Source organism: Duganella sp. BJB1802 (assembly GCF_013369445.1).
Classification (GTDB): Bacteria; Pseudomonadota; Gammaproteobacteria; order Burkholderiales; family Burkholderiaceae_D; genus Rugamonas; species Rugamonas vulcania_A.
This window is the reverse complement of the sequence record NZ_JABWEF010000004.1, coordinates 269,508-294,455: the sequence shown is the minus strand read 5'-3', so window position 1 is coordinate 294,455 and position 24,948 is coordinate 269,508. Positions and strand designations below refer to the sequence as shown.

The following is a 24,948-nucleotide window of genomic DNA, read 5'->3' as shown; positions in this document are numbered from 1 at the left end:
TCGCGGCGCAGTACGCATGGCGCTGCCACAGGAGAACAGGCAACTGGCCATTGTCCTCTGCGGTCCCAATGGATCGGGAAAATCGACTTTATGGTACGAGTTTCTGGCTGATCATTTCAAAATTCCGCTTCTAAATGCCGATCGGCTCTTGCTTTCGCTATTGCCTGAACAGCATGAGAGTCGAGTTTGGTCGGCTTGGGCGCGAAGATTTCGCGATCAAAACGCCTTATGGATGGGTATTTCCCAACATGGTATTGCTTGTTTGATGGACGAGGCCATTGCCAGGCAAGCCACCTTCGCCTTCGAGACCGTGTTTTCGTACTGGGAGCCGATGCCTGACGGGACTGTTCGCAGCAAGATAGAGCTGATAGGGCGACTACGCAACGCCGGTTACTTTGTAGTGCTGCTGTTCGTTGGCCTGGCCGATGTGGGGCTTTCCATCGGACGAGTGCTGACGCGGGTACATGAGGGTGGCCACAAAGTTGCGCACCGCAAGCTAGTTGAGCGCTTCCCACGTACCCAGGCGGCGGTGGCCCAAGCGCTGGACGTTGTGGATGTCGCGATTCTGTTCGATAACAGCGGTGCGCTGCGGCAGGCCTACACTCCCGTCCATGTGCGCGCGAATAAAGAGATTCTGTTCGATATCCGCGAAGCGGGATCTCCTGCAGAGGCCATCACGCGATGGCTTGATCTGGTTGCGCCGCTGTCGTGAGAGCAAAGCCCTCGTCCAGCCAGCCGGTGATCCCTCCCGGCATCAGCTTGACCGGACGGCCCAGCCGCGCCAGGCGCACGGCGGCGCGGGCCGCGCCGTTGCAGTGCGGGCCGGCGCAGTACACGACGAACAGCGTGTCGGCCGGGAACCCGGCCAGCCGGGAACCGATGATCTTGCGGTGCGCCAGGTCCAGCGCGCCCGGCACGTGGCCGGCTGCATATTTCTCCGTGCCGCGCACGTCCAGCAGGACGAAATCCTGCGGACCGTTGGTCAGCGCGTCGTGAACATCCCAGCAGTCGGTTTCATAGCTGAAGCTCGCTTCAAAGCGGGCCAGCGCGTCGGCACTGGCGGCGGCTGGTATGGCGGCGACGAGGGACTTGGCGGACATCGTGATCTCCTTCATTGAGTGGACAGTGACGCCATTGTGCGGCGCCGCCGCCGTCGCCGGCAGTGGCGCATAAGCCATTCTGCGTTAAGATCACGCCATGAAAAAACACCTGGTCGTCGCACTGGCCTACGATCGCCTGTGCACCTTCGAGTTCGGCTGCACGGTCGAACTGTTCGCGCTGGAGCGCCCCGAGCTGGACGTGGACTGGTACGACTTCGTGGTCTGCGCCGTCGAGCCCGGCCCGATCCGCGCGGCCGGCGGCATCACCGTGCAGGCGCCGTACGCGCCCGAGCTGCTGGAGCGGGCCGACACCATTGTCATCCCCGGCTGGCGCGACGCCGACGAGCCGCCGCCGCCGGCTATGCTGGAGGCGATCCGCGCCGCCCACCGGCGCGGCGCCCGCCTGTGCTCGATCTGCTCGGGCGCGTTCGTGCTGGCCGCCGCCGGCGTGCTGGACGGCCAGCGCGCCACCACCCACTGGCGCTACGCCGACCGGCTGGCGCAGCGTTATCCACAGATCCAGGTCCAGCCCGACGACCTGTATGTGGACAACGGCCAGGTCATCACCGCCGCCGGATCGGCCGCCGGCCTCGACATGCTGCTGCATCTGGTGCGGCGGGATTACGGCGCCAAGGTCGGCAACCTGGTGGCGCGGCGGCTGGTGGTGGCGCCGCACCGCGAGGGCGGCCAGGCGCAGTTCCTGCCGCGGCCGATGGCGCGCGGCGAGCAGGGCCGGCTGTCGCGGCTGATGGACTGGCTGCGCAGCCATCCCGCGCAGCCGCACACGGTCGACAGCATGGCCGCGCGCGCCGCGATGAGCCCGCGCACCCTGCAGCGCCAGTTCCAGCAGGCCACCGGCTTCGGACCGGTCGAATGGCTGATCCGCGAGCGCATCGCCCTGGTCAAGGACTTGCTGGAAGAGCCCGACCTGCCGCTGGCGCGCATCGCCGAGCGCGCCGGTTTCGGTTCCGAGGAGTCGCTGCGCCACCACTTCCGCCGCCTGGCCGCGACCACGCCGGCCGCCTACCGCCGCCGCTTCACCCACCCCGCCTGAGCCGCAAAACAGTCCAAATGGACTGTTTTTTTTAGGCAACTTGATCTCTATAATTGACAAGATTGACTTGTCAAATGAGTCACACTGCATTTTTATCCAAGCAAGCCGCGGCAGCCGCCGCGCGCCCTTCACATTTCCTTACTAGGAACCCGATATGGACCCCTACCTGGGCGAAATCAGGATCATGGCTTTCAATTTCGTGCCGCGCGGCTGGGCGAGGTGCGATGGACAGATACTCTCCATCCAGCAGAACCAGGCCCTGTTTTCCCTGCTGGGGACGAATTACGGCGGCGACGGCATACGCACCTTTGCGCTGCCCGACCTGCGCGGCCGCATTCCCTTGCACGCCAACGGCGCCAGCTATTGGCTGGGCCAGGCAGGCGGCGAGGACGCGCATACGCTGACCAACGCGGAAATGCCGGCCCACAGCCACGCGCTGCAGGGCAGTGGTGCGCCGGCCGTCACCGGCGCGCCGGCCAACGCGGTGCTGGGGACCAAGGGCCGCCTTGGCCGCGACCTGATGGGACCGGCCAATTCCACGCTGGCGCCGGCCGCGCTGAGCGTCGCCGGCGGCAACCAGCCGCACGAAAACATGCAGCCCTACCTGCCGCTGACCTTCGCCATTGCGCTGACCGGCATTTTCCCACCTCGAAACTGAGCGACCCCATGAGTGAACCATTTATCGGCGAAATCCGCCTGTTTGCCGGACAGTTCGCCCCGCAGGGCTGGGCGTTCTGCGACGGCAGCGAACTGTCCATCGCGCAGAACGACGTCTTGTTCGCCCTGCTCCAGACCCAGTACGGCGGCGATGGCCAGCAGACCTTCGCGCTGCCGGACTTGCGCGGGCGCGTGCCCCTGCACGCCAACCAGGGCGGGGGGCCGCGCCCCTTTTACCAGGGCCAGCCGGGCGGCGTTGAGACGGTGGCGCTGACCTCGCAGACCATGAGCGCCCACAGCCACGCACTGTCGGCCAGCCAGGACCGCGCCACGCCGGCCTACGCCCAGGGCGGCGCCGGCGCCTTCGCCAACACCGGCGGTGCCCCGGTCTACGGACTGAGCGGCAGCGGCGGCACCGCCGCCATGCGGGCCGACACCATCGTGCGGGTGGGCAGCGGCCAGCCCCACAACAACATGGCGCCGTATCTGGGCCTCAATTTCATCATTGCGCTGACGGGCATCTACCCGTCCTACGGGTGACAGGACAATTCCATGAGCGATCAATTTATCGGCGAAATCCGCATGTTCACGTATAGCTTCGAGCCCGTGGGCTGGCTCCGGTGCGAAGGACAGCGGCTGGCGATACGCCAATATACGGCCCTGTTCGCCGTGCTGGGCACGGTCTATGGCGGCGACGGCGTCAACACGTTTTGCCTGCCCGACCTGGGCGGGCGCATGCCCCTGCATGTGGGCGGCAGCGTTTCGCCCTACCTGAGCCCGCACAGTCTGGGCGAGCAGGGCGGCGAAGCCAGCGTCACCCTGCAACCCAGTCACCTGCCGCCGCATATCCATGCCGTCACCGCGCTGACCGGCGCCGCCACGCAGAGCGCGCCGGGGCCGTCGACGCTGCTGGCCGACGCCGGCGCGGTGCCGGTGTACACCGGCGCCGCCGGCGGCATGGCCGCGCGCGGTACGACCGGCACGGCCGGCGCCAGCCAGCCGCACAACAATATGCCGCCCTACCTGGCGCTGAGCTTCTGCATCGCCACGATGGGCAACTTCCCGCCGCGATAATGCCGCGCGCCGGACACCCCTCTCACCAACGGAGAACCACCATGTTGAAACGTCGCGAACTCTTGAAAATGGGCGGCGGCTCGCTGGCGCTGGCCGGCCTGGGCCTGATGGCGCCGGCGCGCGCCGGCGGCCCGGCGGCCGGCGGCGAGGCGGCCGCCGGCAACGACCACCAGTGGACGGCGGACGGCGCCCGCGCGCTGCTCGGCCAGCGCTTCTGGGTCAACGATCCGGCGCAGGGCGCGGTCGCGCTGACGCTGGAGACGGTGCGCGAACTGCCGGCGCGCGCCGCCGCCGGTGCGCCCGCCATCGCGCAATTTTTGCTGTACTTCGCCGGCCCGGCCGGCGGCGCGCTGGCCGCCGGCAACTACGAAATGGACCACGACCAGATCGGCCGCTTCGCGCTGTACCTGATCCCAGGCGAAAAGCGCACCGGCTCGCGCCTCTACCGCGCCGAATTCAGCCTGCTGCTGGCCTGAGCACCCCTTCCCCCGCACCCCGAACCCGTACGGACACCCCATGCATAAACACGCCTCCGCCAACCGTTTCTACCGACTCGTCTGGAGTCACGTGCACGCCTGCTGGGTAGCCGTCGCCGAGGGCGCGCGCGGGCAGGGCAAGCGCGGCTCGACCCGGCGCGCGGCGCGCCGCCTGGGCGTGCTGCTGGCATTGGGGACGGCCGGCGGCGCGGCGCTGGCGGGGCCGCCCGCCGTCAACGCGCTGCCATCCGGTGCGCAGCTGGTGGCCGGGCAGGCGTCCATCGCCACCAGCGGCAACCAGATGACGGTGACGCAGGGCAGCAACCAGGCCATCCTCAACTGGCAGCGCTTCGACATCGGCGCCAACGCCGGCGTGCGCTTCGACCAGCCCTCGTCGGCGGCGGTGGCGCTGAACCGCGTGATCGGCGGCGACCCGTCGCAGATCTACGGCAAGCTGTCGTCCAACGGCAGCGTGTTCCTGATCAATCCGCAGGGCGTGCTGTTCGGCGCCGGCGCCCAGGTCGACGTCGGCGCGCTCGGCGCCTCGTCGCTGAACCTGTCGGACAGCGCCTTCCTCAGCGGCCGCTACGACTTTGCCGGCAGCAGCGGCGCCGGCGCCGTGCGCAACGACGGCAGCATCCGCGTCGCCGCCGGCGGCTACGTGGCGCTGATCGGGCCGTCCGTGGTCAACCACGGCAGCATCAGCGCGCCGCGGGGCGGCGTGGCGCTGGCGGCCGGGGAGCAGGTCAGCGTCGACCTGCGCGGCGACGGCTTGATCGGCGTGCGTACCACGCGCGGCGCGCTCAAAGCGTTGGTGGAAAACAGCGGCGCGATCAGCGCCGACGCCGGCCGCGTCGTGCTCAGCGCGGCGGCCGCCGATGCGCTGACCCGCTCCACCGTCAACAACACCGGCATCGTGCAGGCGGCGCGGGTTTGGTGGGCGACGGCGGCAGCATCCGCCTGGCTGGCGACGGCGACGTGCACGCCGGCGCGCTCGATTGTCCAGCCGCGCTTTGCGCCGGCGGCGCCATCGCGGTCGGCGGCCAGTTCAGCCGCGCTCGACGGCGCTCAACGCCGACGGCAGCGCGCGGCGGCAGCATCGACGCGCGGGCCGGCGGCAACCTGTCGGTGTCGGCGGCAATAGCGCGGCGGGCGCCAGCGTGCCGGCGGCATCGTCTACGCGCCGCGGCGCCCTGGTGGAAAACAGCAGTGCCGCCAGCCGCGCCGACGGCGCCACCGCCGACGGCGGCAGTGATTTGCTGGCGCCGGCACCGGCCTGGCCTCGTCCGCGCGCACGCGCGCGCGGCGCCGCCGGCGCGGGCGGGCGCATCGACGCCAGCGGCAAGGACGTCAGCCTGTTCAGCGCGGTGCTGGACGCCTCCGGCCAGACCTGGGGCGGGCTGGTGCGCGCGGGCGGCGCCTTCCAGGGCGGCACCCCGCCGCCGGCGCGCCCGACCCGCCCGCTTCGTCACGCGCTGGGGCGGCGCCGCCGCCATCGCCAACGCCGGGCCCACTTTCATCAACGACAGCAGCGCGATCGACGTGTCGGCGCGCGGCGCGGCCGGGCAGGGCGGCACCGCCGTGGTCTGGTCGCAGGACGTCACCACCATGCTGGGCGCGCTCAAGGCGACCGGCGCGGCCGCCGGCGGCGCGGTGGAGATCTCGTCCAAAAACGACTTGCTCGGATCGGCCTGGACAAGGTGACGGTCGGCGCCGGCGGCCAGCTGCTGCTCGATCCGAAGAATCTGATCATCCGCGCCGACGCCGGCCAGTGGACCTACCAGGCCATCCTCGGCGCCGGCCGCAGCGGCGGCGGCAACGTCAATGTCGGCGGGCTGGACTCCGGCGACGCCTATGGCGCCGGCGTGGCGCTGAGCGCCTCCGGCACCCAGCTGGCGGTGGGCGCGCCGTACGACGCCGGCCAGGACAACGCGACCGGCGCCGCCGGTGCGGTGCGCCTGTACACCTTCACCAACGACAGCTTCGGCGGCGCCATGCTGCGCGGGACGCTGGGCGCCGGCTACACCGGCAACGGCAACACCAATGTCAGCCTGCCGGCCAACGCGCTGTTCGGCGCCAGCGTCGCGCTCAGCGGCGACGGCCGCACGCTGGCGGTGGGCGCGCCGGGCCAGCAGGGCGGCGCCGGCCAGGTGTACGAGTATCGCTACAGCGGCGCCAATTTCAGCGGCGCCACCACCACGGCCACCGTGGCCAATCCGCGCGGCGCGTTCGCCGACGCCTTCGGCACGGCGGTCGCGCTCAATAGCGACGGCGGCAAGCTGGCGGTGGGCGCGCTGTACGACGGCACGGCCGGCACCAACGCCGGCGCGGCCCACCTGTACGCCAATGGCGACCTGGCCGCGGTCACCCGCACCGCCACCCTCAACGGCAGCGGCGGCGACGCGCTGTTCGGCACCGCGCTGGCCTACAACGGCGCCGGCGACCGCCTGGCCGTGGGCGCCATCGGCGAGAGCAACGGCAGGGGCGCGGTCTACCTGTACGACACCAGCGCCGCCCCGGCCCTGCTGCGCAAACTGAGCGCGGGCGCCAGCGGCGGCAACAACACCAACGTGGCGCTGCTGGACGGCGAATATTTCGGCTCCGCGCTGGCCTTCAACGCGGCCGGCACCCGGCTGGCCGTGGGCGCGCCATCGTCGCCCGCCAGCGGCGGCGCCACCCTCGGCCCGGGCGCCGTGCGCGTCTACGACTTCGCCGACACCGGCTACGCCACGCCGGTGCTGAGCGCCACGCTGGGCCGCGGCTACGGCGGCGCGCCGAATGTGGACGCCGCTCAACGACTACGACAGCTTTCGGCTACGCGGTGGCGCCTTCACCCGCGGCACCGCATGGTGGTCGGCGCGCCGTACAGCGACGGCGCGGCAGTGGGCCGGCACCGCCGGGCAGCGGCAGCGTCCACGCCTTCGTGCTGGCGCCGGCGCCGGGTCGACAGCCAGTCCTACGCCAACCTGAGCGGCGGCACTCCACCGCGTCAGCTCGGTCGCGCTGGCGGCGCAGCTGGGCCAGCGGCGCCCGTTGACGCTCCAGGCCAGCAACGACTCGATGACGCCCGACAGCGGCAGCGCGATCAACGCCGGCGCCGCGATTCGCTGACGCTGCAGGCCGGCCGCAGCGTGGTCCTCAATTCCGCCATCACGCTGGGCGGCGGCTCGCTGACGGTGGTGGCCAACGACGGCAAGCCGACGCCGTCCACCGGCCCGGTCGACGCCGACCGCGACGCCGGCGCCGCCATGCTGACGGTCAACGGCGCGCTCACCAGCGGCGGCGATGTCAGCCTGGCGATTGCCGACGGCAGCGGCAAGACCAACCGCGACAACGGCGCGCTGCAGGTGAACGCCGCCGTCACGGCGCGCGGCATCAGCCTGAAGAACCAGGGGCCGACCGTCGGCACCGTGGCGCTGGGCGCCGGCGGCGTGCTGTCCGCGTCGGGCAGCGGCACCGCCATCGAAGTGGTGGCCGGACCCGCCGGCGGCGGCCTGTTCACCAACAACTCCGCGCAGGCGACGCCGCTGGGCGCGGGCCTGAACCTGACCGGCGCCGGCCGCTTCCTGGTGTATGCCGCCAATCCGGCCACCAGCGTGGAGGGCGTATCCGCCGCCGCGTACAACAAGCATTACGCGCAAAGCTACGGCGGCGGCACGCCGGCCTACGCGGCGGCCGGCAACTGGTTCCTGTATTCGATCGCGCCGACGCTGACCATCACCGCCTCCAACGCCAGCAAGGTGTATGACGGCCAGGGCGCTGGCGCGCTGGCCTATTCGGTCGGCGGCTATATCGACGGCGACGTCTCCGCCGCGTTGAGCGGCGCGCTAGGCGTGGCCGGCGGCGGCAGGAACGCCGGCAGCTACGCCATCGGCCAAGGCACGCTGGCCAGCGCGATGGGCTACACCATCAACCTGGCCGGCAACGGCGCCACGCTGACGGTGACGCCAAAGGCGTTGACCGTGGCGGCGACCGGCATCGACAAGGTGTATGACGGCACCCGCAACGCGAGCGTCAACTACAGCAGCGACGCCATCGGCGGCGATGCGCTCAGCATCAGCGGCAACGCCAGCTTCGCCGACAAGAACGCGCAAGCCGGCAAGAGCGTGACCGTCAGCGGCATCACGCTGGGCGGCGCCGACGCCGGCAACTACACGCTGAGCAGCAGCACGGCGGCCACCACCGCCAGCATCACGCCGCGCACCCTCAACGCCAGCGCCACCAGCGCCGGCAAGGTCTACGATGGCAACACCATCGCCAGCGTGACGCTGGGCGACGACCGCGTCGCCGGCGACCAGCTGGTGCTGGCCCCGGGCGGCGCCAGCTACGCCGACAAGCAGGCCGGCGCCGCCAAGACCATCACCGTGGGCGGCATCACGCTGTCCGGCGCGGACGCGGCCAACTACACGCTGGGCGCGGCCAGCGTCACCGCGCAGGCCGCCATCACGGCGCGCACGCTGAACGTCAGCGCCACCGGCGCCAGCAAGGTCTACGACGGCAACCGCGACGCCGCCGTCACGCTGGGCGACGACCGCGTCAATGGCGACGCGCTGACCGTGTCCGCCGCCGCCGCGTACGCCGACAAGAACGTCGGCAACGCCAAGACCGTGACCGCGTCCGGGCTGGCGCTGGGCGGCGCCGACGCCGGCAACTACGTGCTGGCCTCGTCCAGCGCCAGCGGCACCGGCAGCATCACGCCGCGCACGCTGAACGCGGTGGCCACCGGCGCCACCAAGGTGTACGACGGCACCACCGCCGCCACCGTGACCTATAGCGACGACCGCGTGGCCGGCGACGCCATCACCTACGGCGGCAGCGCCAGCTACGCCGACAAGAACGCCGGCGCCGGCAAGGCGGTCGCCATCGGCAGCGTGACCATCGGCGGCGCGGACGCCGGCAACTATGTGCTGGCGGCCGGCGGCAACGCCAGCACCACCGGCGTCATCACGCAGCGCGCGTTGACGGTATCCGTCGGCGCGGCCGGCAAGGTCTATGACGGCACCACCGCCGCCAGCGTGACGCTGGGCGACGACCGCGTGGCCGGCGACCAGCTGGCGCTGGCCGGCAGCGCCAATTACGACAGCAAGAACGCCGGCAACCGCAGCGTCATCGTGTCCGGCATCACGCTGGGCGGCGCCGACGCCGGCAACTACCAGGTGGCCTCGGGCAGCGCCACCGGCGCCGGCGTCATCATGCCCAAGGCGCTGGCCTTCAGCGTCAGCGGCGCGGACAAGGTGTACGACGGCACCACCGCCGCCCATGTGGACTTCCATGACGACCGCCTGGCCGGCGACCAGCTGGGCTTTGGCGCCAACGCCAGCTACGGCGACAAGAACGTAGGCGCCGGCAAGGCCGTCACCGTGACCGGCATCGCGCTCAACGGCGCGGACGCGGGCAACTACACGCTGGCCTCCACCAGCGCCGCCACCACCGCCGGCATCACCGCGCGCACGCTGACGGCCACCGCCAGCGGCGTCACGCGCGTCTACGACGGCACCACCGCCGCCGTGGCGACGCTGGGCGACAACCGCGTCCAGGGCGACCAGCTGACGCTGACCGCCAGCGGCGGCGCCGCCTACGCCGACAAGAACGCCGGCAGCGGCAAGGAGCTCAGCGTTACCGGCGTTGCGCTGTCCGGCGCCGATGCCGGCAACTACGTGCTGGCATCAAACATCGCCCACGGCACGGGCACCGTCACGCAAAAGGCGCTGACGGTCGCCGCGACCGGCAGCGACAAGGTGTACGACGGCACCGCCGCCGCCCATGTCAGCTATACCGACAGCGGCCGCATCGCGGGCGACCAGTTCACCGTCAGCGGCAACGCCAGCTACGCCGACAAGAACGTCGGCGCCGGCAAGACCATCAGCGTGACCGGCATCGCCCTGAGCGGCACGGACGCCGGCAACTACGCGGTCGCACCGGCCACCCTGGACGCCAGCGGCAGCATCACGGCGCGTGCGCTCAATGTGGGCATCGCCAGCGCCGGCAAGGTGTACGACGGCACCACCTCGGCCATCGTCGGCATGACCGACGACCGGGTCGGCGGCGATGTGCTCAGCTTCGCCAGCAACGCCGCCAGCTACGCGGACAAGAACGTCGGCAGCGGCAAGACGGTCAGCGTGAGCGGTATCGCGCTGTCCGGCGCCGATGCGGGCAACTACACGCTGTCGAACACCGGCGCCACCACCCGCGCGGACATCACGCCGCGCACGCTGACGGTCACCGGTTCGGGTGTGAGCAAGGTGTACGACGGCACCGCCGCCGCTAGCGTGACCTTCGCCGACAATCGCGTCGGCGGCGACCAGTTGAACGTCACCGTCGGCAGCGCCAGCTATGTGGACAAGAACGTGGATGCCCACAAGGCGTTGACCTTCAGCGGCGTGGCGCTGTCCGGCGCGGACAGCGGCAACTACGTGCTGGACGTGGCGGGCAGCGGCGGCACCGGCGCCATCACGCCGCGCACGCTGAACGCCGGCGCGGCGGGCGTCGACAAGGTTTATGACGGCACCACCGCGGCGACCCTGGCCTGGAACGACGACCGCGTGCGCGGCGATGTCCTGGCCTACAACGCCAGCGCCAGTTTCGCCGACAAGAACGCCGGCGGCGCCAAGACGGTCAACGTGGCCGGCGTGACGCTGGGCGGCGCGGACAGCGGCAACTACGTTCTCGCGCTGGGCAATGCGCCGGTGCGGGCCGCGATCACGCCGCGCGTGCTGGCCGTGACGGCCAACGCCGCCGGCAAGGTCTACGACGGCACCACCGCCGCCAGCGCCACGCTGAGCGACGACCGTATCGGCGGCGACGTGCTGACGGTCACCGGCGGCACGGCGGCCTTCGCCGACAAGAACGCGGGCGCCGCCAAGGCCGTCAGCGTGGGCGGCGTGACGCTGTCCGGCGCCGACGCCGGCAACTACCGGCTGGCGTCGGCCACCGCCAACGGCAGCGGGACGATCACCCAGCGCGACCTGACCTTTACCGCCAGCGGTTACGACAAGGTGTACGACGGCGGCACCAACGCGACGCTCTCGTTCACCGACAACCGCCTCGCCGGCGACAGCTTGAGTTTCGTGTCGTCGGCTGCGTTCAGCGACAAGAACGTCGGCACGGGCAAGACGATCACCGTGTCCGGCCTGTCGTTGAGCGGCGCGGATGCGGCCAACTACAGGCTGACCACCACTACTGGCAGCGCCTCCGCGTCGATCACGCCGCGCGCGCTGGCCGTCAGCGCCAGCGCGGCCGACAAGGTGTACGACGGCACCACGGCCGCCAGCGTCCAGTTCAAGGATGACCGCGTGGCGGGCGATGAGCTGTCGCTGGCCGGTAGCGCCAGTTTCGCCAGCAAGAACGCCGGCGTGCAGCAGGTGCGGCTGGATGGCGTGACGGTGGCGGGCGCCGATGCCGCCAACTACACGATATCGGTGGGTGGCGCGGGCAGCGCGACGATCGCGCAACGCGCGTTGAGCGCCAGCGTGACGGCCTCGGACAAGGTCTACGACGGCGGCACGGCGGCCAGCGTGGCCCTGAGCGTGAACGCGCTGGCCGGCGATGCGGTACGCATCAGCGGCAGCGGCGCGTTCGCGGACAAGAACGCCGGCGCGGGCAAGAACATCGTCCTGAGCGGCGTTGCCTTGTCCGGCGCCGACGCCGGCAACTACAAACTGGACACCGCCAGCCTCAAGGCCAGCGCGGCGATCACGCCGCGCGCGCTGGTCGCCAGCGTGAGCGCGGCCGACAAGGTGTACGACGGCACGGTGGCCGCGCAGTTCTCGGTCGCCGACAACCGTATCGCCGGCGATGTGCTGGAGGTGTTGGGCGGCAGCGCGGCCTTCGCCGACAAGAACGCCGGCGCCGGCAAGACGGTCACGGTCAGCGGCCTGTCGCTGGGCGGCGCCGATGCCCGCAACTACGCACTGGCTTCGTCCAGCGCCACGACCGCCGCCGCCATCGCGCGCAAGGACCTGACCATCACCGCCAATAGCCTGACGCGCACCGCCGGATTCGCCAATCCGGTCCTGGGCTACACGGTCGGCGGGCTGGTGGCCGGCGACGCGGTCGGCGCGGTCACGGCCAGCACCAGCGCCACGGTGCAGTCGCCGGCCGGCGCCTATCCGATCACCCTGGCCGGAACCGATCTGCAGAACTACAAGGTCAGCTACGTTGAGGGCGTGCTGACGGTGACCAGTCCGCGCGTGCCATTGACGGACACCATCGGCTCCATCGTGCGGCCGACGATACCGGCCACGCCAGCCGCTCCGGGCGTCAGCAACTTCGCCGTGCCGACCGCGCCGGACTTGCCGCAGCAGCGCCTGGCGAACGTCGGCGCGGCGCCATCCATTGCCGCCGCGGCCAACCTGAACGTCAACGAAGGCACAGGCGCGAATGCCACCTTCGGCGCGCCGTCCGGCCCCGCCATCGGCACGGCGACACTGCCAGGCGGTACGCAGGTGGCGTCGCGCGATGGCGGCCTGCGGACCCCGGAATAACAATGCAAACGAAACCAAGGAATCACGTGCATCACAATCACACCGCGGGCGCGTTGGCGCTGGCGATACTGCTCACCCCCGCGCTGGTGCTGGCGCAAACCACGCCGGCCCCGGACGCCGGCCGCCTGCTGGAAACCAACCGTCCGCCGGCGCTGATCCTGCCGCCCAAGACCGGCGGCCCCGTGCTCCCGGACAGCAAGGCCCGCAAGGGCGTGCAACTGAGCGGCGCGCAGCGCGTGATGGTGCGCCGCTTCGTGTTCGACGGCGCCGGCGCGGTGCCGGAAGCGACGCTGCGGGAACTGCTCAAGCCCTACACCGGCCGCGAACTGACCTTCGATGAACTGAGCGCCGCCGCCAACGCCGTCACCAGCTGCTACCGCGAGCGCGGCTACCTGCTGGCCACCGCCATGCTGCAGCCGCAGGAGCTGGGCCAGGGCGAGGTGCGTATCACCGTGCTGGAAGGGCGGGTCGGCGAGATCAAGCTGCTGCCCGACGCCACCGTGCGCCTCAAGCCGGAGCAGGCGCGCCGCTATTTCGACGCGCTGACGCCGGTGGGCCAGCCGCTGCGCGACAGCGCGCTGGAACGCGCGCTGCTGCTGACCGACGACTTCCCCGGCCTGACCGCGCGCGCCGAACTGGCGCCCGGCGCGCGCGTGGGCGAAACCGAACTCGATATCGCGCTGAGCGAAGCGCCGCTGGTCAGCGGCACCGTCGGCGTGGACAACTCGTCCAACCGCTACACCGGCCGCGTGCGCGCGCAGGGCGGCATCAACTTCAACGACATCGGCGGCGCGGGCGGCCAGGCCTCGCTGCTCGGTTCGACCACCGGCGCCGATTTCCAGTACCTGCGCGCCGGCTACGTGATGCCGGTGGGCGACCACGGCACCCGCGTCGGCGCCGCCTACTCGGCGCTGCGCTACCAGCTGGGCGCGGAGTTCGCGTCGCTGAACGGCTTCGGTGGCGCCAAGGTGGCGCAGCTGCTGGTGACGCATCCGCTGCTGCGCAGCGGCGACACCAACATCCAGCTGCGCGCCGGCTACGACAACAAGCGCTACACCAACGACGCCAACGGCGCGCGCACCAGCGACAAGCGGGTCGACACGCTGGCGCTGGGGATCGGCTACACCAGCCAGTATCGCTGGCTGGGCGGCTACACCAGCGCCTCGCTGGATGTCACGCCGGGCAAGGTCGACCTGTCGGCCAACCCGGCTTCGCTGGCGGCCGATGCCGCCGGCACCCAGGGCCATTTCGTCCGCGCCAACTACCAGGCCAGCCAATACCAGCGGCTGCGCGACGGCGTGATGGTGTCGGCCAGCGTCAGCGGACAGCTGGCCACGGCCAACCTCGAATCTGGCGAGAAGATGTCGCTCGGCGGGCCGGGGCGGGTGCGCGCCTATCCGGCCGGGGAGGCCAGCGGCGACGAGGGTTATGTGATGACGCTCGAAGGCCACTACGAGCTGCCGGCGCTGAAGTCCGACATCGCGGCCTTCTTCGATTACGGCCACATCACGCTGAACCACAAGGTGTACGAGGGCGCGCTGGCGGCCGGCGGGCCGGGCAACAGCTACAGCCTCAAAGGCGTGGGGCTGGGCTGGAGCTGGCGTCCGCTGGAGCGCACCGTGGTGCAGATCCAGGTCGCGGCCAAGGTGGGCAGCAATCCGGCCCGCAGCAGCAAGGGCGCCGACGCCGACGGCAGCTCATCCCGCGTGCGCGCCTGGTTCAACGTCTCGACCTACTTCTGAAGCGTGGCAAGCGGTGCGCCGCTTGTCATGCGGGCCGGATTTGGCTACCCTGAATCTCCCACTGAAAAGGAGACGGCCATGTCCTACGTAGATGGTTTTGTGATTCCGGTCCCGAAGGAAAACGTCGAGGCGTACAAGAAAATGTCGATGGAGTGCGGCAAGGTCTGGAAGGAATACGGCGCGCTCGAATTCCGCGAGTGCATAGGCGACGATGTCCCGCCCGGCAAGGTGACGTCCTTCCCGCTCAGCGTCGATTTGAAGGAGGGCGAGGCCGTGGTGTTCTCGTGGATCGTCTACGCCTCGCGCGCCGCGCGCGACGAGATCAACGACAAGGTGATGAAGGACCCGCGCGTCGCCCACCACATGGATCCGAAGAACATGCCCTTCGACGGCAAGCGCATGATCTGGGGCGGCTTCGAGATGATGATCGACCTGTGATGCTGGAACGCCGACCCAGCCAGCCCGACGACGAGGCCTTCCTGCGCGGCGTGTACGCCTCCACCCGCGCCGGCGAAATCAGCCTGTTCGGCTGGCACTCCAGCCAGGCCGAGATCTTCCTGCGCATGCAGTTCGACGCGCAGGACCGCCACTACCGCGCGGCCTATCCCGATGCGCGCTTCGATATCGTCGAACTGGATGGCGTGGCGATCGGCCGCTTCTATGTCGCGCGGCTGCCGGGGATGATCCACGTGATCGACATCTCGCTGCTGCCGCCTTGGCAGGGGCAGGGCCACGGCACGCAGCTGCTGCGCGGCCTGCAGCAGGACGCCGCGCGCGACGGCGGCGGCATCAGCATGCAGGTGGAGGGCAGCAATCCGGCGCAGCGTTTGTATGAGCGCCTGGGCTTCCGCGTGACCGGCGACTCCGGTCCGTACAAGATGCTGGAGTGGCGTGCCTAGCTTGCCAGCACGGCGCGCATGGCGCCGCGCAGCGCGTTGCAGACCACGATTTCATCGGCCGCCTCCAGCATCGCGCGTGTGACGACGGCTTCGCTGGCCTGCCACTGTGGATCGTCCAGCATCACGCCGCGCATCACGCCGGGCAGCAGGCCGCAGCTCAACGGCGGCGTGAGCCAGCGGCCGTCCACGTGCACGAACACATTGGTGCGGCCGCCTTCGGTCAGCTCGCCGCGTTCGTTGAAGAACAGCGTATCGAAAGCGCCTTGCGCCTCGGCGTCGCGCCAGGCGGCATCGTAGCGGCTGCGGACGCTGGTCTTGTGGCGCAGGAACAGGTCGCCCGATTCGGTGGCGTCCGGCGCCAGCAGCACGCGCACCGGCTCGGTCAACGGCGACAGCGGCGCATGCTGCACCGAGAACGCGCCCGCCGCGCTCAGGGCCAACCGCAGCCGGTAGTCGACGTCCGCGTCCAGCATGGCGCAGGCGGTGTCCAGGTAGGCGTTGGCCGCCGCCTCGTCCCACGCGTAGCCGAAGCAGGCCGCCGATGCCGCCAGCCGCTTCAGATGGCGCGCGCGGTGGCGCACGCCGCCGGCCCGCGTGGCGCGCATGGTTTCGAAAATCTCGAATTCGTTTTTCAGGCCGGTGAGGAAGCGCGCCTTGAGCTGGCATTCGGCGTATTCCTCCTGCGCGTCGCTGTCGAAGACGATGCCGGCGCCCACGCCCATCTCGCCGTGGCGGATGCCGTTAGGGCTGTCCGCCGGCTGCAGCATCAGCGTGCGGATCGGCACCGACATGCAGAAGTCGCCCACCTTGCCGTCGCTGCGCGGATCGAACCAGCCGATGGCGCCGGTGTAGATGCCGCGCGGGTCCGGCTCCAGTTCGCGGATGATCTCCATGGTGCGCCGCTTGGGCGCGCCGGTGATTGAGCCGCACGGGTACAGCGCGTTGAAGATATCGGCCAGCGTGGCGTCGTCGCGCAGCTTGGCGGTGATGGTGGAGGTCATCTGCAGCACGCTGCTGTAGCGGTGCACCTCGAACAGCGCCGGCACTTCGACGCTGCCGGTCTGCGCGACGCGGGCGATGTCGTTGCGCAGCAGGTCGACGATCATCAGGTTCTCGGCGCGGTTCTTGGGATCGGCGGCCAGCGTGGTGGCGCGCAGGATGTTCTCGGCGGCCTGCGACGGCGGCGCGGCGGGCGCCGTGCCTTTCATCGGCCGCGCGGTCAGCACGCCGTCCTCGTGGCGCACGAACAGTTCCGGCGACAGCGACAGGATGGCGCCGCCGTCCTCCAGGCCCACCAGCGCGCCGTAGGGCACCGGCTGGCGTCCGCGGAGGCGGGCGTACAGCGCGTGCACGCTGCCAAACGCGTCAAAACGCAGCCTGTACGTGTAATTGACCTGGTAGGTGTCGCCGGCCTCGATGTAGTCGTGGATGCGCGCCAGCGCCCCGCTGAAGGCTTCCTGGCCGATGTTCGGACGGATGTTGGCGATGCCGGACGGGCGGTCGATCGGGAAGGAGCGCGCCGCCAGCCAGTCGCCCACCTCGGCGGGGGACAGCAGCGTGCATTGCGAGAACAGCAGGATCTGCGCAAGCGGCGGCTGTGCTGCCTCGGTGGCTGGCGCGTGTCCGCCCAGTTGCAGCAGTTCGGCGCCCAGCTCGTAGCTGCAGATGGTGACGGCGTATTCGCCGCGCGTCAGCGCCGCCCGCATCCGCTCCAGCACTTGCGGCCACTGGCCGATGTCGTCGCAGCGCAGGGTGGCGGTGTGGCCGGTGTACAGGCGCGAACGCGCTCCCGGCGCTTGCGTGCCTTCCGGGCTGGCGTCGTCCAGCAGCGCGAATACTTCAGCGTTCATCTTCAACGTACGGAAGCAGCAGGGCGATTTGCAGCGGCGCGTCCTGCGCAGGGTTGTTCTTGAATCCACTCTTGGCGTAACGGTGCCAGCGGCCGATGACGAAACTCACCAGCATGCCGGCGCGCGCCTGCACGTCCGCCTCGTGCGCCTGGCCTTCGGTCACGGCCAGCCGCAAGGCCTGCTTGAGCGCCAGTTCCACGCGGTCGTAGAACTGGTTCATGCGCAGCTGCAGGCGCTCGTCCTCGTTCACCAGCGCGTCGCCGGTCAGCACCCGCGTCATGCCCGGATTCTGGCTGGCGAAGTTGAGCAGCATGCCGACGATGTCGCGCGCCTGCGCCAGGCCGTCGCTCTGGCGTTCGGCGATGCGGTTGATCAGGCCGAACACCGAGGACTCGATGAACTCGATCAGCCCCTCGAACATCTGCGCCTTGCTGGCGAAGTGCCGGTACAGCGCGGCCTCGGAGAACTCCAGCTTGCGCGCCAGCGCGGCGGTGGTGATCTTCTCGCCCTTGGGTTGTTCCAGCATCTCCGCCAGCGCCTGCAGGATCTGCATGCGGCGCTGGCCCGGCGGTGTGCTTGCCATGTGATCTCGCGGATAAGTGAATGGGTATGTCTTTTTGACCTGGCTTCAGCGCAGATGGTGCAGCCGCGCCGGCAAATTCCTGACAGATTTTACTTTGACATCGACATAAGCGGGGCGAATTAACCTTTTTTGCGGATGCGCCAGGCCGACCGCGTCGCCCACCTTCAGGTATTGCGTGACCCATGCGGTACGTATGCCCAGGGCGTGCGCGCTGCGCAGGTTGGCCAGCGTGTCTTCGACCAGCACGCAGCGGCCGGGCGCGAGTCCGTGGCGGCGCATCAGTTTGCGCAGCAGCAGCTTGGATGGCTTGGGCCGCATCTGCCGGTGCACCGTCATCGACTCGACCGAGATGTGGTGGTTGAAGTGGCGCTGCAATCCCAGGTGGCGCAGCACCTGCGTCGAGTAGCGGTGCGGCGCGTTGGTCAGCAGGATTTTGCGGCCGGGCAGGCGGCGCAGCAGCTGGCGCAGGCCGCGTTCGGCGCGGATCATGTCGGTGAGCCGTTCGAAGCGGTGGGTCACGTCGAGAAAATGCGCGGGCTGCACGCCGTGGTGCTTCACCAGTCCCAGCATGGTGGCGCCGTAGCGCCGCCAGTACAGCGTGCGTGCGGCGTTGACGGCGTCCGCGCCGGCCGGCGTGACGCCGTCGCCCAGCACATTGGCGATGTAGACGTTCATGTTGGCCATGAGCGCCGGGAAGATCGCGTGCGAGGCGTTGTGCAGCGTGTTATCCAGATCGAATAGCCACACCGGGGATTTGCGGGTAATAATGTTCACTTCAAGTCAGTCATTCAAGGAAGCCATGCGGGAAGCCATACAGCGCCAGATTATAGTGATGTTCTGGACTTTGTTCTGTTTTGTGTCGATGCCGGCATGGGCCGCGGACAAAGCCCAGGCGCCCAACCACGGCGCCCTGTTCAAGGTGCAGCAGGGCGGCCATACGCTGTACCTGTTCGGCACCATCCACGTCGGCGCGCCCGATTTCTATCCGCTGGAGCCGCGCATTACGGCGGCGCTGAAGAAGGCGCCGGTGCTGGCGCTGGAGATCGATCCGCTGGGCGACCAGCAGAACCTGATGCGCGCGGTGCAGCGCCACGGCATGCTGGCCAAGGGCGGCCCGGCCGGACCGGAGCTGTCGGCCGACTGGCGCCTGCGGCTGGACCGCCTGCTCAAGCAGTACAACATCGAGCCGGAGACGGTGGCGGCGATGAAGCCCTGGTTGCTGGCCAGCCTGCTGACGGTGAGCGAGTTCTCGGCCCAAGGCTACGAGGCGGCGCTGGCGGTGGACAGCCATTTGTCGAAGCAGGCGCACCAGCGCGGCCAGAAGGTGGTCGAGCTGGAGTCGGCCGAGAGCCAGATGGCGCTGTTCGACCAGATGAGCGCCGAGGAGCAGCTGGTCTTCCTGCAGGAGGCCATCGCCGGCATCGAGGACAAGGAACAAGCCAACCAGGCGCGCGAGATCGCCGACGCCTGGCGCAAGGCCGACGTGGTGGCGCTGGACGCGCTGGCCCTCAAGGCGGAGATGGACGACACCTACTCCGGCCGCTTCGTGCAGAAGGTGCTGCTGGACAGCCGCAATCCCACGCTGGCTGACGGCATGGTCAAGCTGATGGCGCGCGAGAACAATTGCGTGGCGGCGATCGGCGTGCTGCATTTGATCGGCAAGGGAAGCGTACCGGAACTGCTGCGCAAACGCGGGCTGTCGGTGGAACGGATTTACTGAGCGGGGGAGGGTACTGCAGAAATGGTGCCCTTGACGTGGATTGAACACGTGGCCTCTCCCTTACCAAGGGAGTGCTCTACCACTGAGCTACAAGGGCATACAAATGTGGCGGTTTCACCGATTCGGCGAGACCGCCGTTTTTTCAGTGAGACCGGATCATAGTGCCAAAAGCCTGTTCGGTCAACACCTCGAGCAATAAACTGTGTTCAATTCGCCCGTCGATGATGTGAACCGTGTTGACGCCGGACTTGGCGGCATCCAAAGCTGATGAAATTTTAGGCAGCATGCCGCCCGAAATCGTCCCGTCGGCGAACATCTCGTCGATCTCGCGCGCCGACAAATCGGTCACCAGGTTGCCCTGCTTGTCCTGCACGCCGGCGATATTGGTCATCATGATCAGCTTTTCAGCCTTCAGGATCTCGGCGATCTTGCCGGCGACGACGTCGGCGTTGATGTTGTACGCCTGGCCGTCCTGGCCGAAGCCGATCGGCGAAATGATGGGGATGAAGGCGTCGTCCTGCAGCGCCTTGACCACCGCCGGGTTGATCGCGTCGATCTCGCCGACGAAGCCGATGTCGAGGAACTGGCCCGGATTGTCCTTGTCCGGCATGGCCATCTTCTTGGCGCGAATCAGGCCGCCGTCCTTGCCGGTCAGGCCCACGGCCTGGCCGCCGTAGTGATTAATCAGCATCACGATGTCCTGCTGGACTTCGCCGCCCAGCACCCACTCCACCACTTCCATGGTCTCTTCGTCGGTGATACGCATGCCCTGCACGAAGGTGCCCTGCTTGCCGATTTTTTTCAGTGCGTTGTCGATCTGCGGACCGCCGCCGTGCACCACGACCGGGTTCATGCCCACCAGTTTGAGCAAAATGACATCGCGGGCGAAGCCGTGTTTCAGGCGCTCGTCGGTCATCGCATTGCCACCGTATTTGATGACGATGGTCTTGCCGTGGAAGTTGCGGATGTAGGGCAGGGCCTCAGCCAGGATCTGCGCCTTGATCTGCGGCGCCACCGCGGTCAAGTCGTCATTCATGCCTAAGTTAAGGTTAGTCAGTTGGGTCATGGCGAGTCCGGTTAGAAAATTCTGTGCAATTTTACAGCCTCAAGCTGCAATCAACCATGCATTATAGGGCTATCCGGTTGTATTTTCCCGGATCATCCGATACGCTGGCCGTCATATGAGCCCTACCGATACCCTTCACCGCCAGCTGGAAGTCATGCGCCCCCTGCTTGTCCGATTTGCACAGTTGCAAATTCGGAACCAGGCCCTGGCCGAGGACGCGGTCCAGGACGCGCTGATCGCCGTGCTGGAAAAGCCCGACCGCTTCAACGGCCAGTCCTCGCTGCGCACCTATGTGACCGGCATCCTGAAGTTCAAGATCATCGACTGCCTGCGCGCCAGCTCGCGCGAGCGCCAGATCGACACCGCCGAGGACCAGTCCGAGGACGACGCCATCGACGCGCTGTTCAAGCCGGACGGCCACACCGTCGAACAGCCGATGGCCTGGGGCGACCCGGATGCGACGCTGGAGCAGAAGGATTTCTTCAAGGTGCTGGAGATTTGCCTGGAAAAGCTGCCCGCCAAGACCGCCCGCATTTTCATGATGCGCGAGTGGCTGGAGCTGGAAACCGACGAAATTTGTAAGGAACTGGCGATTACAACGTCTAATGCCTGGGTGCTCCTGTATCGTGCGCGCATGCGTTTGCGCGAGTGCCTGGACTTGAACTGGTTTGGCAACCGCCAGGCCACGTGACGGCGCCACTTACTGCTTCACCTACTGTCTGCGACCATGGAACCACATAAAACCGGCTTGAAGCCGACCTGCCGCGAAGTGCACCGGCTGGTGTCGGAAGGGATGGACCGCGATTTGTCCTTCGTCGAGCGCACCCGCATGCGGCTGCACTTGATGGTGTGCGACGCCTGCACCCGGTTCAACGGCCAGATGTCGCTGCTGCGCACGGCCATGCGGCGCTTCCCGCTCGACCTGCCGGAAGACGGCGCGCCGCTGGACGACGACCCCGAACACCACCACCCATAGGCGCGCCATGAGCACCTGCTCGCGCTGCGGCGCCCAATTCAGCTGCGCCATGGCCGATGCCGATCCCTCGGCGCCGGCGCAGCCCTGCTGGTGCACGTATCTTCCGGCCTCGCTGCCGGTGCCGTCCGCGCCGGGGGCCAGCTGCTGGTGTCCGGATTGTCTGAAAAAGCACATCGCCGACCATCCCAAGCCGGCCGGCTAGCCTGAAGGAAGCACGCATGCGCCGTTTTAGCGACATGGGTATCCGCGCGCGCATCAGCAGCGGCTACATCATCCTGATCCTGTTGATGATCGGCGTGATCCTGGTCGGCGTGAGCCGCATCTACGCCATCCGCGCCGAGAGCGACCATATCCTGCACCAGGACTGGGCCGCCAGCGCCGCCATCAACGCCATCGACACGCAGTCGCGCGAGGCGGCCACCCGCATCGTCACGCTGATCATCCAGAAGGACCAGAAGCACCGCATCGACAGCTACAGCCGCATCGACCGCATCAAGCTCGAAATCGACGCCCAGCTGGAGCTGCTGGCCAAACTGGACACCGCGCCGGAAGCGCGGGCGCAGATCGAGAAGGTCAAGCAGGCGCGCGCCGCCTACTACGACAGCTTCATCGCCGTGGCGGACATGGTGGAGGCCGAGGACCGCGACCAGGCCGAGGAAAGGATGAACGCGGCGGCGCTGCCGGCGCTGGACCATCTGCTGGAGCAGATCAAGCTGCTGGACCAGCTGCAGCAAAGCCAGGTGATGGCCAGCGCCGATCGAGCGCGCGCCGACATCAATTTTTCGCTGGTGCTGATTTCGCTGATGGGCGGCGCGGCGGTGCTGGTGGGGATAGTCTTCGGCATTTCGGTGCGCTCGATCACGCGGCCGCTGGAGGCGGCGATCGAGATCGCCAAGCGGGTCGGGCAGGGCGACCTCAGTTCGGTGATCGAGGTGACCTCGCAGGACGAGACGGGCGAATTGCTGCACGCGCTCAAGCTGATGACGGCCAGCCTGGCCGCCGAACAGCAGCTGCGCCACGCGGTGATGGTGGCCGAGGATGCGACCAAGATGAAGTCCGACTTCCTGGCCAATATGTCGCACGAGATCCGCACGCCGATGAACGGCATCATCGGCATGACGCACCTGGCGCTGCAGACCGACCTCACACCCAAGCAGCGCAACTACCTGGAGAAGGTGGAGGGCGCGGCCAAGAACCTGCTGGGCATCATCAACGACATCCTGGACTTCTCGAAGATCGAGGCCGGCAAGCTGGCCTTCGAGCAGGTCGATTTCTACGTCGAGGACGTGATGGCGAACATCGCCGACCTGTCCGTGATGCGGGCGCAGGACAAGGGCCTGGAGCTGCTGTTCGATGTCGGGCCGGACGTGCCGCAGGCGCTGGTGGGCGATCCGCTGCGCTTCGGCCAGGTGATGATCAACCTGACCAACAACGCCATCAAGTTCACGCAGCAGGGCGAGATCGTGGTGACCATCCACGTGCAGGAGCGCCTGCCGGACCAGCGCGTGCGCCTGCGGGTGGACGTGCGCGACACCGGCCCGGGCCTGACGCCGGAGCAGCAGGCGCGCCTGTTCCAGGCCTTCTCGCAGGCCGACACCTCCACCACCCGCCACCACGGCGGCACGGGCCTGGGCCTGACCATCAGCAAGCGCTTGGTGGAGCTGATGGACGGCGAGATCGGCCTGGAAAGCCGGCCCGGCGTCGGCAGCACCTTTTACTTCACGGCGGTATTCGGCGTGGCCGCCGTCGAGGCGCCGCTGCCGCTGCCGGACATCTCCGGCCTGCGCGTGCTGGTGGTGGACGACAATGCCAGCGCCCGGGAAATCTTCATGGGCATGCTGTCGTCGATGCAGTTCGCCGCCGCCTGCGCCGACGGCGGCCCGCGCGCCCTCGACCTGGCCGCGCAGGCGCGCAGCGAGGGACGGCCCTTCAATGTGGTGCTGCTGGACTGGCAGATGCCCGGCATGAACGGCCTGGAGACGCTGCAGGCGCTGCGCGCCCAGGCGGAGGAGGCGGGCGCGGAATCGCCGGCCTTCATCATGGTCACCGCCTACAACCGCGACGTGCTGATGGAAGAGGCGCGCGGCATCGCCATCGACGCCATGCTGAACAAGCCGGTCAGCTCCTCGACGCTGCTCGATTCGATATCCACCGTGTTCGGCAAGGACTTGAGCCGCTGCCGCAGCACGCGCCGCCGCGCCGACTACATGGCGGCCGAGGAGGCCATGCGCGGCGCCTACCTGCTGCTGGTGGAGGACAACGAGGTCAATCAGGAAGTGGCGCAGCAGATCCTCAGCGACGCCGGCATCCGGGTCGACATCGCCGTCAACGGCGCGATGGCGCTGGCGAAGATCGCCGTGGCGGACTACGACGGCGTGCTGATGGACTGCCAGATGCCGGTGATGGACGGCTACGACGCCACCCGCAAGCTGCGCGAGGATGCACGCAACGCCGGCCTGCCGGTGATCGCCATGACAGCCAACGCCATGGTCGGCGACAAGGAGAAGTGCCTGGCCGCCGGCATGAACGACTTTATCGCCAAGCCTATCGACGTGGCGCAGCTGTTCACGACGCTGGCGCGCTGGGTCACGGTGAAGAATCCGCTGGCGCTTGAAACGGCGGCCGAAACGCCGGCCGGCGCGGGCCGCGACGAGGTGCTGCCGGTGGTCGCCGGCCTGCGCATGGAAGCCGCGCTACAGCGTGTGGGCGGTAATGTTAAGCTGATGCGCAAACTGCTGTCGCGCTTTGTCGAAACCCAGTTCGACGCCATGCAGCGTATCGCCACCGCCATCGAAAACAACGACCTGGCCGGCGCCACGCGCGAGGCGCATACTGTGAAGGGCCTGGCCGGCAATATCGGCGCGGGCGGCATGGCCGATGCGGCCGGCAAGGTAGAGCAGATGCTGGCGATGGGCGCGACCAAGGGCCGCGACGAAGCCATCGCCGACATGGCGAACGAATTGAACGACCTGGTGGCGCGCATCGCGATGGCGATGGACGACAAGCCGGCCGTAGTGGAGGCAACGCCGGCGCCGCAGGCGGTGGACAAGGACGAACTGGCGGCGGTGGCGCACGAGATGGCGCGCCTGCTGGCACAGGACGACGGCGCCGCCGTCAAGCTGCTGGACCGCCTGTGCGGCGCGCTGGCCGCGGCCGGCCAGGCCGAGCATGCGCGCCAGCTGCGGCGCATGCTGGGTCAGTACGATTTTGAAGGCGCGCTGGATGAACTGAAGGCCGCCGCCGATGCACTGGGTATCGCTTTGTGAAG

21 protein-coding genes and 1 tRNA gene are annotated in these 24,948 nt (G+C 68.8%); 16 read left to right on the top strand and 6 right to left on the bottom strand.

Annotated elements, in window-relative coordinates; all coding sequences use genetic code 11:
* The first annotated feature begins 16 nt into the window (after positions 1-16).
* Positions 17-712 (top strand): toxin, encoded by a 696-nt coding sequence (locus HUX88_RS09045; RefSeq protein ID WP_176361551.1) that lies wholly within the window; start codon positions 17-19, stop codon positions 710-712.
* Here HUX88_RS09045 and HUX88_RS09040 read toward each other — a convergent pair.
* On the bottom strand, positions 675-1,100 hold the full coding sequence (locus tag HUX88_RS09040; protein ID WP_176361550.1) for a rhodanese-like domain-containing protein: 426 nt from the start codon (positions 1,098-1,100) through the stop codon (positions 675-677). The two genes, HUX88_RS09045 and HUX88_RS09040, sit on opposite strands and share 38 nt — an antisense overlap.
* Before the next feature lie 97 nt (positions 1,101-1,197).
* Between HUX88_RS09040 and ftrA the strand changes: the two genes are divergently transcribed.
* From ftrA to HUX88_RS08990, 10 genes are all read left to right on the top strand, one after another.
* Positions 1,198-2,154, top strand: a complete 957-nt coding sequence (ftrA, locus tag HUX88_RS09035) for a transcriptional regulator FtrA (RefSeq protein ID WP_176361549.1) — start codon at positions 1,198-1,200, stop codon at positions 2,152-2,154.
* Between the two features lie 154 nt (positions 2,155-2,308).
* Positions 2,309-2,812 carry a phage tail protein gene (locus tag HUX88_RS09030; protein ID WP_176361548.1) on the top strand — a complete coding sequence of 168 codons (504 nt, stop codon included), beginning with the start codon at positions 2,309-2,311 and terminating at the stop codon, positions 2,810-2,812.
* Positions 2,813-2,820: 8 nt separating this feature from the next.
* Positions 2,821-3,351 (top strand): phage tail protein, encoded by a 531-nt coding sequence (locus HUX88_RS09025; protein WP_176361547.1) that lies wholly within the window; start codon positions 2,821-2,823, stop codon positions 3,349-3,351.
* Positions 3,352-3,363: 12 nt separating this feature from the next.
* A complete protein-coding gene (locus HUX88_RS09020; protein WP_176361546.1) occupies positions 3,364-3,885 on the top strand; it encodes a phage tail protein in 522 nt (173 codons plus the stop codon).
* A gap of 41 nt (positions 3,886-3,926) precedes the next feature.
* Positions 3,927-4,361 (top strand): hypothetical protein, encoded by a 435-nt coding sequence (locus tag HUX88_RS09015; RefSeq protein WP_176361545.1) that lies wholly within the window; start codon positions 3,927-3,929, stop codon positions 4,359-4,361.
* Positions 4,362-4,401: 40 nt separating this feature from the next.
* Positions 4,402-5,505: a filamentous hemagglutinin N-terminal domain-containing protein gene (locus tag HUX88_RS09010; protein ID WP_176361544.1), complete on the top strand. Its 1,104-nt coding sequence runs from the start codon at positions 4,402-4,404 to the stop codon at positions 5,503-5,505.
* Positions 5,506-5,557: 52 nt separating this feature from the next.
* A complete protein-coding gene (locus HUX88_RS09005; protein ID WP_176361543.1) occupies positions 5,558-12,844 on the top strand; it encodes a YDG domain-containing protein in 7,287 nt (2,428 codons plus the stop codon).
* Between the two features lie 26 nt (positions 12,845-12,870).
* A complete protein-coding gene (locus HUX88_RS09000; RefSeq protein WP_176361542.1) occupies positions 12,871-14,586 on the top strand; it encodes a ShlB/FhaC/HecB family hemolysin secretion/activation protein in 1,716 nt (571 codons plus the stop codon).
* A gap of 78 nt (positions 14,587-14,664) precedes the next feature.
* Complete coding sequence (locus HUX88_RS08995) at positions 14,665-15,024, top strand: DUF1428 domain-containing protein (protein ID WP_176361541.1); 360 nt, start codon at positions 14,665-14,667, stop codon at positions 15,022-15,024.
* On the top strand, positions 15,024-15,485 hold the full coding sequence (locus tag HUX88_RS08990) for a GNAT family N-acetyltransferase (RefSeq protein ID WP_176361540.1): 462 nt from the start codon (positions 15,024-15,026) through the stop codon (positions 15,483-15,485). The genes HUX88_RS08995 and HUX88_RS08990 overlap by 1 nt, the downstream gene beginning before the upstream one ends.
* On the opposite strand, the gene pabB is transcribed toward HUX88_RS08990, so the two are convergent.
* The 3 genes from pabB to HUX88_RS08975 are packed head-to-tail and all read right to left on the bottom strand — an operon-like array spanning position 15,482 to position 18,692.
* Complete coding sequence (pabB, locus tag HUX88_RS08985) at positions 15,482-17,335, bottom strand: aminodeoxychorismate synthase component I (protein WP_176361539.1); 1,854 nt, start codon at positions 17,333-17,335, stop codon at positions 15,482-15,484. The genes HUX88_RS08990 and pabB overlap by 4 nt on opposite strands.
* Positions 17,325-17,918, bottom strand: coding sequence for a nucleoid occlusion factor SlmA (gene slmA / locus HUX88_RS08980; protein WP_176361538.1), 594 nt, complete (start codon positions 17,916-17,918; stop codon positions 17,325-17,327). The genes pabB and slmA overlap by 11 nt, the downstream gene beginning before the upstream one ends.
* Before the next feature lie 45 nt (positions 17,919-17,963).
* A complete protein-coding gene (locus HUX88_RS08975; protein WP_229213090.1) occupies positions 17,964-18,692 on the bottom strand; it encodes an HAD-IA family hydrolase in 729 nt (242 codons plus the stop codon).
* An 88-nt stretch (positions 18,693-18,780) separates the two neighbouring features.
* Between HUX88_RS08975 and HUX88_RS08970 the strand changes: the two genes are divergently transcribed.
* The gene (locus HUX88_RS08970; protein WP_229219253.1) at positions 18,781-19,638 is read left to right on the top strand and encodes a TraB/GumN family protein; all 858 of its coding nucleotides are present in this window, start codon (positions 18,781-18,783) and stop codon (positions 19,636-19,638) included.
* Positions 19,639-19,660: 22 nt separating this feature from the next.
* Here the strand turns inward: HUX88_RS08970 and HUX88_RS08965 are convergent.
* Together HUX88_RS08965 and argB are read right to left on the bottom strand one after the other, a co-directional pair.
* Positions 19,661-19,735, bottom strand: a tRNA-Thr gene (locus tag HUX88_RS08965).
* A 45-nt stretch (positions 19,736-19,780) separates the two neighbouring features.
* On the bottom strand, positions 19,781-20,674 hold the full coding sequence (argB, locus tag HUX88_RS08960; RefSeq protein WP_117012405.1) for an acetylglutamate kinase: 894 nt from the start codon (positions 20,672-20,674) through the stop codon (positions 19,781-19,783).
* 145 nt (positions 20,675-20,819) lie between these two features.
* On the opposite strand from argB, the gene HUX88_RS08955 reads away from it, so the two are divergent.
* From HUX88_RS08955 to HUX88_RS08940, 4 genes are read left to right on the top strand one after another with little or no spacing between them, the layout of a single operon-like run.
* Entirely contained in the window at positions 20,820-21,395 is a 576-nt protein-coding gene (locus HUX88_RS08955; RefSeq protein WP_117012406.1) for a sigma-70 family RNA polymerase sigma factor, read from the top strand.
* 36 nt (positions 21,396-21,431) lie between these two features.
* The gene (locus tag HUX88_RS08950; protein WP_117012407.1) at positions 21,432-21,680 is read left to right on the top strand and encodes a zf-HC2 domain-containing protein; all 249 of its coding nucleotides are present in this window, start codon (positions 21,432-21,434) and stop codon (positions 21,678-21,680) included.
* Positions 21,681-21,687: 7 nt separating this feature from the next.
* On the top strand, positions 21,688-21,882 hold the full coding sequence (locus HUX88_RS08945; protein WP_176361536.1) for a cysteine-rich CWC family protein: 195 nt from the start codon (positions 21,688-21,690) through the stop codon (positions 21,880-21,882).
* Positions 21,883-21,898: 16 nt separating this feature from the next.
* Positions 21,899-24,946: a response regulator gene (locus HUX88_RS08940; RefSeq protein WP_176361535.1), complete on the top strand. Its 3,048-nt coding sequence runs from the start codon at positions 21,899-21,901 to the stop codon at positions 24,944-24,946.
* Positions 24,947-24,948 lie beyond the last annotated feature (2 nt).

Excerpts from the sequence above, each read along its gene's own strand:
- HUX88_RS09045 (WP_176361551.1), top strand. The coding sequence starts at position 17 with ATGGCGCTGCCACAGGAGAACAGGCAACTGGCCATTGTCCTCTGCGGT.
- HUX88_RS09040 (WP_176361550.1), bottom strand. The coding sequence starts at position 1,100 with ATGTCCGCCAAGTCCCTCGTCGCCGCCATACCAGCCGCCGCCAGTGCC.
- ftrA (WP_176361549.1), top strand. The coding sequence starts at position 1,198 with ATGAAAAAACACCTGGTCGTCGCACTGGCCTACGATCGCCTGTGCACC.
- HUX88_RS09030 (WP_176361548.1), top strand. The coding sequence starts at position 2,309 with ATGGACCCCTACCTGGGCGAAATCAGGATCATGGCTTTCAATTTCGTG.
- HUX88_RS09025 (WP_176361547.1), top strand. The coding sequence starts at position 2,821 with ATGAGTGAACCATTTATCGGCGAAATCCGCCTGTTTGCCGGACAGTTC.
- HUX88_RS09020 (WP_176361546.1), top strand. The coding sequence starts at position 3,364 with ATGAGCGATCAATTTATCGGCGAAATCCGCATGTTCACGTATAGCTTC.
- HUX88_RS09015 (WP_176361545.1), top strand. The coding sequence starts at position 3,927 with ATGTTGAAACGTCGCGAACTCTTGAAAATGGGCGGCGGCTCGCTGGCG.
- HUX88_RS09010 (WP_176361544.1), top strand. The coding sequence starts at position 4,402 with ATGCATAAACACGCCTCCGCCAACCGTTTCTACCGACTCGTCTGGAGT.
- HUX88_RS08995 (WP_176361541.1), top strand. The coding sequence starts at position 14,665 with ATGTCCTACGTAGATGGTTTTGTGATTCCGGTCCCGAAGGAAAACGTC.
- HUX88_RS08990 (WP_176361540.1), top strand. The coding sequence starts at position 15,024 with ATGCTGGAACGCCGACCCAGCCAGCCCGACGACGAGGCCTTCCTGCGC.
- pabB (WP_176361539.1), bottom strand. The coding sequence starts at position 17,335 with ATGAACGCTGAAGTATTCGCGCTGCTGGACGACGCCAGCCCGGAAGGC.
- slmA (WP_176361538.1), bottom strand. The coding sequence starts at position 17,918 with ATGGCAAGCACACCGCCGGGCCAGCGCCGCATGCAGATCCTGCAGGCG.
- HUX88_RS08970 (WP_229219253.1), top strand. The coding sequence starts at position 18,781 with ATGCCGGCATGGGCCGCGGACAAAGCCCAGGCGCCCAACCACGGCGCC.
- argB (WP_117012405.1), bottom strand. The coding sequence starts at position 20,674 with ATGAATGACGACTTGACCGCGGTGGCGCCGCAGATCAAGGCGCAGATC.
- HUX88_RS08955 (WP_117012406.1), top strand. The coding sequence starts at position 20,820 with ATGAGCCCTACCGATACCCTTCACCGCCAGCTGGAAGTCATGCGCCCC.
- HUX88_RS08950 (WP_117012407.1), top strand. The coding sequence starts at position 21,432 with ATGGAACCACATAAAACCGGCTTGAAGCCGACCTGCCGCGAAGTGCAC.
- HUX88_RS08945 (WP_176361536.1), top strand. The coding sequence starts at position 21,688 with ATGAGCACCTGCTCGCGCTGCGGCGCCCAATTCAGCTGCGCCATGGCC.
- HUX88_RS08940 (WP_176361535.1), top strand. The coding sequence starts at position 21,899 with ATGCGCCGTTTTAGCGACATGGGTATCCGCGCGCGCATCAGCAGCGGC.